The 1268-nt window shown below is 66.6% G+C and carries 1 protein-coding gene and 1 pseudogene; both read right to left on the reverse strand.

The features are described from left to right. Positions 1-401, reverse strand: a 401-nt coding sequence (locus FOZ70_RS37840) for a MaoC family dehydratase (protein ID WP_219707920.1), incomplete at its 3' end; no start/stop codon positions are given. Positions 402-438: 37 nt separating this feature from the next. After that, positions 439-1268: pseudogene (locus FOZ70_RS37845) on the reverse strand (acyl-CoA dehydrogenase); the annotation flags it as partial.

The following is a 1268-nucleotide window of genomic DNA, read 5'->3' on the forward strand; positions in this document are numbered from 1 at the left end:
ACCGTCTCGCCGGCCTCGTTCACGCCGACCCATTCCGTCGACACGATGCCGCGGTCGGGCTTGCTCTCGGACACACGCTTGTCGTGGACCTTCTGGTACATCGTGATCGTATCGCCCGCACGCACCGGCTTGAGCCAGCGGATCGAGTCGATGCCCGGCGAGCCCATGCTGGTCGAGTCGTCGCCGAGCTTCTTGACGAGCAGGCTCATGAACACCGAACACGTATGCCAGCCGCTCGCGACCAGCCCACCGAAATGCGATGCCTTCCCGGCTTCTTCGTCGAGATGGAACGGCTGCGGATCGTAGCGTTGCGCGAACGTCTTGATGTCGTCGGGTTCGAACGTGTAACGGCCCACTTCGGTGGTGCTGCCGACCACCAGGTCTTCGTAACTGATGCCCACTAGATGTCTCCTTGTCTGGCGCGCTCGCGCGTCGCCGTCATGCCGCGTCGGCCTGCGCGAAATCGGGCAGTGCCGCGATGCGCGCAAGATGGTGATCGGTGTCGCCGAGCGTCGTCTCGATGATCGTCAGCCGCTTGAACAGGTGCGCCGCGGCGACCTCGTTGGTCACGCCCATGCCGCCGTGCAGTTGAACGGCCTGCTGGCCGACGAAACGCGCGGCGGCGCCGACACGCGCTTTCGCGGCCGACACCGCCTTGCGCCGCGCGTCCGCATCGCCGCTCGCGTAGCGTACGGCTGCCAGGTAGGTCAGCGAACGTGCCTGCTCGGCATGGATCAGCATGTCGACCATCCGGTGCTGCAGTGCCTGGAAACGCGCGATCGGCATGCCGAACTGTTCGCGCGTCTTCGTGTATTCGACCGTGGCGCGGTTCAGTTCGTCGAGCGCGCCGACCGCCTCCGCGCACAGCAGGAACGTCGCGTAATCGGCAACCTGCTNNNNGCGCACCGCCCGTCAGCAGTCGCGCCGGCGTTTCATTGAAACCGATCGTCGCGGCACGCTGGCCGTCGATCGTCCGGTAGTCGGCCACCTTCGCATTCGCGGCATCCCGTTCGACGACGAACAGGCCGATGCCCCCGCCGTCGACGCGCGCAGGCACGATCCAAGCATGCGCCTGGGCGCCGTGCTGAACGACCGACTTCGTGCCCGTCAGGCGGTACGTGCCGCCCTGCTCGCGCGCATGCGTATCGAGTTCGAACAGGTCGTAGCGCGCATGCGGCTCGTGGAAAGCAACCGCAACACGTTTCTGCCCCTGCGCGATCGCCTCCAGCAACGCGGCATCCTCATGAGCGCCGGAGCCGGCGACCGCC

This window comes from Burkholderia sp. COPS (genome assembly GCF_019425585.1).
Classification (GTDB): Bacteria; Pseudomonadota; Gammaproteobacteria; order Burkholderiales; family Burkholderiaceae; genus Burkholderia; species Burkholderia cepacia.